Annotated in this window: 8 protein-coding genes; 2 read left to right on the top strand and 6 right to left on the bottom strand. The window is 74.0% G+C overall.

Annotated features, from left to right (window positions below; all coding sequences use genetic code 11):
* The coding region (locus VIU94_RS37585) for a hypothetical protein (RefSeq protein WP_331918875.1) at window positions 1-800 on the bottom strand (800 nt) is incomplete at its 3' end.
* A gap of 125 nt (window positions 801-925) precedes the next feature.
* Window positions 926-2,191: an ROK family transcriptional regulator gene (locus VIU94_RS37580; RefSeq protein ID WP_331918877.1), complete on the bottom strand. Its 1,266-nt coding sequence runs from the start codon at window positions 2,189-2,191 to the stop codon at window positions 926-928.
* A gap of 62 nt (window positions 2,192-2,253) precedes the next feature.
* On the opposite strand from VIU94_RS37580, the gene VIU94_RS37575 reads away from it, so the two are divergent.
* Complete coding sequence (locus VIU94_RS37575; RefSeq protein ID WP_331918873.1) at window positions 2,254-3,342, top strand: Gfo/Idh/MocA family oxidoreductase; 1,089 nt, start codon at window positions 2,254-2,256, stop codon at window positions 3,340-3,342.
* A gap of 98 nt (window positions 3,343-3,440) precedes the next feature.
* On the opposite strand, the gene VIU94_RS37570 is transcribed toward VIU94_RS37575, so the two are convergent.
* The 4 genes from VIU94_RS37570 to VIU94_RS37555 form a co-directional block, all read right to left on the bottom strand.
* Window positions 3,441-4,298, bottom strand: a complete 858-nt coding sequence (locus tag VIU94_RS37570; RefSeq protein ID WP_331918872.1) for a fumarylacetoacetate hydrolase family protein — start codon at window positions 4,296-4,298, stop codon at window positions 3,441-3,443.
* Between the two features lie 137 nt (window positions 4,299-4,435).
* Window positions 4,436-5,131: a YidC/Oxa1 family membrane protein insertase gene (locus VIU94_RS37565; protein ID WP_331918871.1), complete on the bottom strand. Its 696-nt coding sequence runs from the start codon at window positions 5,129-5,131 to the stop codon at window positions 4,436-4,438.
* Window positions 5,132-5,230: 99 nt separating this feature from the next.
* The gene (locus VIU94_RS37560) at window positions 5,231-5,521 is read right to left on the bottom strand and encodes a DUF6412 domain-containing protein (RefSeq protein ID WP_331918870.1); all 291 of its coding nucleotides are present in this window, start codon (window positions 5,519-5,521) and stop codon (window positions 5,231-5,233) included.
* A 28-nt stretch (window positions 5,522-5,549) separates the two neighbouring features.
* Complete coding sequence (locus VIU94_RS37555; RefSeq protein WP_331918869.1) at window positions 5,550-6,278, bottom strand: class E sortase; 729 nt, start codon at window positions 6,276-6,278, stop codon at window positions 5,550-5,552.
* A 125-nt stretch (window positions 6,279-6,403) separates the two neighbouring features.
* On the opposite strand from VIU94_RS37555, the gene VIU94_RS37550 reads away from it, so the two are divergent.
* Window positions 6,404-7,296 (top strand): tetratricopeptide repeat protein (locus VIU94_RS37550; RefSeq protein WP_331918867.1); only part of this gene is annotated, 893 nt, incomplete at its 3' end.

The raw sequence follows: 7,296 nt of genomic DNA, 5'->3' as shown, positions 1-7,296 counted from the left end.
CGTCCCGCGACCCGCCGCGCCGCGCCCGTCTGAGCGAGCTCCGGGGCGGGCGGGACGACCGGCGTCACCCCGTTCCCGGTCACCCCGTCGTCGCCCTCGCGCGGCTTCACCGTCTCGCCCGCGACCGCCGCGCCGATGGTGAGGCGGTAGTCGTCCGACTCCCCCACCCAGTCCCCGTCGTCCCCCCGCCGCTGCACGATCGCCGCGTTCGCGACGACCTCGTTCGGCGCGGTGCCCGCGCGGAACGCGAGCCGGACGGGAATGGTCAGCGTCCGCCCCGCCGGGACGGCGAAGCCGGGGAAGCCGTCGTCGAACACGCCGACGTTCTCGTCCTCCTCCGTCTCCTCGAACTCCACCGGCCGCCACCGCCGCGCCGCCGCGTCGTAGAAGTCGAACCGGATCTGGGCCGGCCGCAGCACCCGGTCCCGGTCGGTGAGCGCGAGCACCGGATGGATGCTGTCGCACGCCTCGCGCGTGGTGTTCGTGAGGTCGACGCTCCAGGTGCTGAAGCCGTCGCCGGGCCGGTAGCCCGAGGGCCCGCCGTGGATCCGGGTGTCGATCGGGAAGTCCGCGTCGGACACGTTGCCGCAGCTCGGCGGCTGATCCCGCCGCTCCCCACCGGCCCCCGCCCCCGAGCCGGAGCCCGCTCCCGAGCCTGACCCCGGCCCCGGCTCCTCGACGGCCGTCGGCGCGGCTGCAGCCGGGCCGGGGCCGGTGCCCAGCAGGACGGCGGTTCCGGTCGTGGCGGCGGTCACTCCGCGCACGAGGACGGTGCGCAAGCGCATGGAGACCTGTCGCATGAGCCTGGTGCCTTTGCTGCTCGCGGGCGTACGGGACGTCCGCGACGCTGCCACGCGGGGGCGGGCACGCCGTGAAGCGACGCGGCGGCGCCCCCCGTACGCTCCGGAGAATCCGCCTGATCAGCCTATTGTCGGACTGATCGACCATCCGGCCCCGGCCCTGGGCCGGCCTCGGCCCCGGCCTCGGCTGACTGCCCGTCGGCCCGCCCCTCCTTCCCGAACAACGGCGCGAGCACCAACTGCGCCGCCCCCTCCGCAACCGCCCGCGCCCCACCCGCCACCGCGACCGGTACGGGCGCGGCCGCGCCGGTCCGGTGCGCGAGCGCGGCAAGCACCTCGCCGACCCCGTCCGCGAACGCCTCGGGCGCGGCGTCGACGACCCGCCCGCCGAGCAGCACCCGGTCGATGTCGAGCAGCGCGACGAGGTTGGCCGCCCCCGCCCCGAGCACCCGCGCCGCCTCCCGCACGTCCCCGCGCGCGACGGCCCCCAGACACATGACCTCCAGACAGCCGCGCCCGCCGCAGCCGCACGGGGGCCCGTCGAGCTGGATCGTCTGGTGCCCGAACTCCCCCGCCCCGGTGCGCGCGCCGCGGTACAGCCCGCCGCCGAGGACGAGCGCCGCGCCGAGCCCCGTACCGAGATGGAGGTACGCGAACGACTCCGGCGCCCCCGCCCGCAGCGCGAGCCCGAGGGCCGCGGCGTTGGTGTCCTTGTCGAGGACGACGACCCCGCCGAGCCGCCGCGCCAGCTCGTCCCGGAGCGGGAACCCGTCCCACTGCGGGTGCCCGGTCACTCGGTGCGGCACCCCGGCGACGTGATCGAGCGGCCCGGGCATGGCGACGCCGACGCCGAGGGGCGCGGGGGAGGGCCGAGTACGCGCCCCCGGCCGCGCACTGGACTCGGAACGAACACCGGCCTCGATCTCGGCACTGGCACCGGCCCCAATCTCGGCACCGGCACCGGCCCCAAGGTCGGCACCGGCCACCAACCCCCGAACCTCCCCCTCAATAACCCCCAGCACCGTCTCCGCCGCCGCCCCCAGATCCAGCGCCGCCCGCCGCACCGCAACCGCCTCGCCCCTCAAGTCGACAAGGACCGCGGTGAGTTCGTCCCGGTCGAGGTGCACGCCGACGGCATGGGCGGCCTCCGGGACCAGCCGGAGCGCGGTCGCCGGCTTGCCGCCGGTCGAGGCGCGCCGGCCCGCGTCCGCGGCCAGTCCCTCCGCCCGCAGCCGGGCGGTGATCTTGCTGACGGCCTGCGGGGTGAGCCCGGTGCGCTCGGCGAGCTCGGGACGGCTGATCCCGTCCTCCCCCGCCGTACGCAGCAGGTCCAGCACGAGGGCCGCGTTGTGGCTGCGCAGGGCGGGCTGGTTCGCGCCGGTACGGGTCATGTTCACCCGCCCATTGTCGCCCGCGCTTGCACTTAGGCAACAGCGTTGCTTAAGTGAGACCCATGACTGGCACGCCGCGTACGCCCCGCACCCCCCTCCGCGTCGGACTCGTCGGCTACGGCCTCGCCGGCTCCGTCTTCCACGCCCCGCTGATCACCGCCACCGACGGCCTCGTCCTCGACACCGTCGTCACCGGCGACGCGGAGCGCCGGGCGCAGGCGCTCGCCGAGTACCCCGACGTACGGATCGCCGCCTCGGCGGACGAGCTGTGGGCGCGGGCGGACGAACTCGACCTCATCGTCGTCGCGTCCCCGAACAAGACGCACGTGCCGCTCGCCACCGCCGCCCTGAACGCCGGCCTCCCGGTCGTCGTCGACAAGCCGATCGCCGGCACGGCCGCCGAGGCGCGCGCCCTGGCCGCCCTCGCCGAGGGGCGCGGACTGCTGCTCTCCGTCTTCCAGAACCGCCGCTGGGACAACGACTTCCGCACGCTGAGCGCACTCCTCGCGGACGGCGCGCTCGGCGACGTCCAGCGCTTCGAGTCCCGCTTCGAGCGGTGGCGGCCGCGCCCCAAGGGCGGCTGGCGCGAGTCGGGCGCGCCGGAGGAGATCGGCGGCCTGCTGTACGACCTCGGCAGCCATGTCGTCGACCAGGCGCTGGTGCTGTTCGGCCCGGCGGTCCAGGTGTACGCGGAGTCGGACGTCCGCCGGGCGGGCGCGGCGGCCGACGACGACACGTTCATCGCGCTCACCCACGCGAACGGCGTCCGCTCCCACCTGTACGTGAGCGCCACCGCGGCCCAGCTCGGCCCCCGCTTCCGGGTCCTGGGCGAACGCGCCGGCTACGTGAAGTACGGCCTCGACCCGCAGGAGGCGGCGCTCCGCGAGGGCCGGCGCCCCGGCGGGTCGTGGGGCGAGGAGCCGGAGGCGCTGTGGGGCAGGCTGGGGGCCGGCGAGTCCCCGCTGACGGGCGGCGGGGAACCTGTCGAGTCACTGCCGGGCGACTACCCGGCGTACTACGCGGCGATCGCGGCGGCCCTGCGCGACGAGGGCCCGAACCCGGTCCCGGCGCAGGAGGCGGCCGCGGCCCTGGACGTACTGGAGGCGGCGCGGAGGTCGGCGCGGGAGGGTGTGACGGTCCGGCTGGGGTGAGGAGAGGGGCGCGGGGTGAGGAGAGGGGCGCGGGGGCCGAGCTGGGCCGCGGGTCAGGAACCCGGCCGCCCCCGCAACCCCCGCACCCACCCAGCCCGCTACGCGCCCTTGAGCTCCTGTCGCTGCCGCCCCAGCCCCTGAACCTCGAGCTCCACCACGTCACCGGCCCGCAGGTACGGCTTCGGCTCCGGCTGCCCCATGGCCACGCCGGCCGGGGTGCCGGTGTTGATGACGTCACCGGGGTACAGGGTCATGAACTGGCTGACGTACCGGACGACCTCCGCGACCTTGAAGATCTGGTCGGCGGTGGAGCCGTCCTGCTTGAGCTCGCCGTTGACCCAGAGCTTGAGCGACAGCGCCTGCGGGTCCGGCACCTCGTCGGCCGTGACGAGCCACGGGCCGAGCGGGTTGAAGGTCTCGCAGTTCTTGCCCTTGTCCCAGGTCCCGCCGCGCTCGATCTGGAACTCGCGCTCCGAGACGTCGTGGGCGACGGCGTACCCGGCGACGTGCGCGAGCGCCTCCTCGTCCGTCTCCACGTAGCGGGCCGTGCGGCCGATGACGACCGCCAGCTCGACCTCCCAGTCGGTTTTCACCGAGCGGCGCGGTACGAGCACGGTGTCGTCCGGGCCGACGACGGTGTCCGCCGCTTTGAGGAAGACGACCGGCTCGGCCGGGGTCGCGGCGCCGGTCTCGGCGGCGTGGTCGTGGTAGTTCAGGCCGATGCAGACGACCTTGCCGATGCGGCCGACCGGCGCGCCGATCCGCAGCCCGGTGGCGTCGAGCGCGGGCAGCACGCCCGCGCCGGCCGCGGCCCGGATGCGGTCGAGCGCGGACTCGTCGGCGAGCAGCCCTCCGTCGATGTCGCTCACCAGGGCGGACAGGTCCCGAAGGGTGCCGTCCTGGTCGAGCAGCGCGGGTCGCTCGGCGCCCGGCGGTCCGACGCGCAGCAGCTTCATGGTCTTCTCCCTGTGGTCGAGGTGGCCCGGGGTCGGGCCGTGGTGAGCCCCGGCCGATGGAGTGCGGCCATCGGAGGATTGTTCGATCCTCCGAGAATTCGGATCCCCCTGCAAGCCCCCGTTCACTACCTGGACCATTACCGAGCGGTAGCCGCCTTGGCGTCGCGGTACAGGTACGCGCGCTCGACCGCGGTCCAGAACGTGCTGGTCACGACGTAGAGCGCGGCCGCGAGCGGCACGACGGCGACGGTGATCAGGGTCCCGTACGAGAGCAGCGGAAGGACGCCGGCGAGGGCGGCGGGCAGCCCGGCGCTGCCGCCCGTGACGGCGGCGTCCCGCTTGGCGCGCCGGTACGTGAACGTGGCGACGGCGGCGACGAAGGCGAACAGCACGACGTACACGAGCCCGGGCCCCCCGAGGACGCCGCCGTGCGCGAGCGCATCGCCCCAGTGCCCGCCGAGCGGCGCGGCAAGGAGACGGTGTCCGGCCATCTGACTGCCCGAGAAGAGATGAAACAGCAGAAAGAAGGCGGGCAGCTGCAGCAGGCTCGGCAGGCAGCCGGCGAGCGGCGAGACCTGCTCGCGCGTGTGCAGCGCCATGACCTCCTTCTGCAGCCGCTGGGGGTCCTTGGCGTGCCGGGTGCGCAGCTCGGCCATCTCCGGGGCGAGCCGCACGCGGGCCTTCTGACCGCGGGCGGCGGCGCGCGCGAGGGGGTGGAGGGCGAGCCGTACGAGGGCGGTGAAGAGCACGATCGCGGCGGCGGTGGCGGAGGTCGCGAAGAGCGGTTCGAGCAGGGAGGCGAAGAAGGAGAAAACCGAAGAGAAAACGGACATGGGAGCCCTCCGAGGGTCTCGTCGTGCCGGAAGAAAAGAAGAAATCGGCAGGACGGAACCGCGTGAGGGCGACGGAAAGAGTGGTGCGTGCCGTGCCCGCTACGCGGCCGTCGGGAGACGGCCGGGGGCTCGGGGCCGGCGACGGCCCGAGGCGTCGGGGTCGCGTTGCGGCAGGAAGGCGGTGCGTTGCTCGCGGTCGCGGATGGCGGTCCGTACCCGAGTGGGCGGAACGGCCGGGGCGAGCCGGGCGGCGGCCAGAGCGCCGACGGCGGCGGCCGCGACGACGACGGCCACGGCGGAGAGCGCGGACCCGTCGACGAGGAGGGCCTGGGCGACGGCGAGCACGAAGAGGAGCAGAGCAAAGGGACTGACCCGCAGCTTCCCGCCCATACTCACCCCCTCGAACCTTCGAACGCCGTTACGACTTGAGCTTAGCCCAGACGACAAGCCGATAGGCAGAACTGAACTCGGGGGTGCAGGTGGTGAGGGTGAGGTACGAGCCGGGGGCGTCGTACCCGGCGGAGGGGTGGACGAGGCTGCGGGGTACGGGCGCGATGACGCCGGTGTCGCGGGGCGAGGTACGCGCGAGGACCTGGTCGACGACGTACACGTACTCGCGCTCCTTGGTCCGTACCCGGATCTCGTCGCCCGTGCGGAGCCGGTTGATATACCGGAAGGGCTCGCCGTGGGTGTTGCGATGCCCGGCGAGCGCGAAGTTCCCCGGCTGCCCGGGCGGCGCGGTGCGGAGGTAGTGCCCGACGTACCCCTTGTCGAGCACGGACCGCTTGGAGACGCCGGAGGCGACGGGGACGGAGAGGGAGAGGGCGGGGATGCGGAGGACGGCGTAGGCGGAGGCGGCGGGGGGCCGGGAGGACGAGGGATCTTGCCCTCCGGGACCGGCGGAAGCGGCCCCTGGAGCCGAACCGGACGGGGGCGGGGACGGGGACGGGACCTGAGATGGGAACTGGGGCTGGGAGAACTCCGCCTCCAACACCCGAACCTGCTGCCGCGCACCGGCGCGAGCCTGCTGATTGGTCCACCAGAGCTGGTGAACGACGAGAAGCAGGACGACGAGCCCGAGGGTGACGGTGAGCTCGGCGGCGAGCCAGAGGGCATGGGCGGTTCGGGTACGCGGCGCACGCTGCACGACGACGCGTATGGGACTCCGACTCCGATGCGGCTGCACGGGCGCACGATAAGGCGCACGTGGTCAACTCACCAGACCGCGCGGGGCCCCGCCCCCGACTGGCGTACAGCAGTACGGTGTTCACCATGCGCCCCGACACGCCTGCCGACCACACGACCGAAGCCGAGCGTCTGCTGCGGACCGCGGCGACGTTCCCCGAGGACCACGAGCCGCTGCTCATGAGGGCCGCGGCCCATCTGGAGCTGGCGGGCGACCGAGCCCGCGCGACGGACCTGTACGACACGTTGCTGACGTCCGCACCGCAGAACCCGGCCCTGATCAGGGCTCTGAAGGCCGCGAACCTGTGGGAGTACGGCCACGAGGCGGAGGCAAGGGCGATCATCGACGGGCTCAGGGCGACGCCCCCGCAGGATGCGGCCCCGTGGGAGATCGCAGCGGAGACGCTGGAGGCCCACGACGAGCTGGAGGCGTCGGAGGCCATGTTCACGCAGGCGGCAGAGCTGCTGGCGGGCCGGGACGGAGAGGACGAGGACTACGCCACCCAATCCCTCCTGATCTCCCGCCACCGGGTGCGGAGGATGCTGGCCCTCGAACACGACGCGTGGGACCACCGCGCAGACGCCCTGCACACGGGCGCGGTCCCCCTGGACGAACTGCACGACCCGAAGCGCCTGTGGTCGCTCGGCTCGGACGACCCGGCGGAGCTCCAGGCGGAGATCACCCGCCTCCGCAGCGAACTGGGCTCGTACCGCACGGCGCTGTCCCGCCCGTTCCCGGTGGCGGTCCTGCACTGGCCGGAGACGGAACTGGACGAACTCGTCGCCTCGTACCCGGAACTGGAAGCGGAATACCCCACCTACGTCGCCCACCTGACGGACATCGAAGCCTCCCTCCGCGAACTCCAGGCCGCCGGCACCCCCAACCTGGGCATCGTCCCCGCGACGGTCCCCTCCTACGAAGCCTTCGCCGCCTCAGAATCCTCCACCCCCGCCAACCCGTCCCTCCTCCCCCAATACGC

The organism is Streptomyces sp. (assembly GCF_036566765.1).
Classification (GTDB): domain Bacteria; phylum Actinomycetota; class Actinomycetes; order Streptomycetales; family Streptomycetaceae; genus Streptomyces.
This window is presented reverse-complemented; position numbering and strand designations above follow the sequence as displayed.

What these genes read in the sequence shown, in the direction of transcription:
- VIU94_RS37565 (WP_331918871.1), bottom strand. Translation starts at nt 5,131, where the DNA reads ATGTCCGTTTTCTCTTCGGTTTTCTCCTTCTTCGCCTCCCTGCTCGAA.
- VIU94_RS37580 (WP_331918877.1), bottom strand. Translation starts at nt 2,191, where the DNA reads ATGACCCGTACCGGCGCGAACCAGCCCGCCCTGCGCAGCCACAACGCG.
- VIU94_RS37575 (WP_331918873.1), top strand. Translation starts at nt 2,254, where the DNA reads ATGACTGGCACGCCGCGTACGCCCCGCACCCCCCTCCGCGTCGGACTC.
- VIU94_RS37570 (WP_331918872.1), bottom strand. Translation starts at nt 4,298, where the DNA reads ATGAAGCTGCTGCGCGTCGGACCGCCGGGCGCCGAGCGACCCGCGCTG.
- VIU94_RS37560 (WP_331918870.1), bottom strand. Translation starts at nt 5,521, where the DNA reads ATGGGCGGGAAGCTGCGGGTCAGTCCCTTTGCTCTGCTCCTCTTCGTG.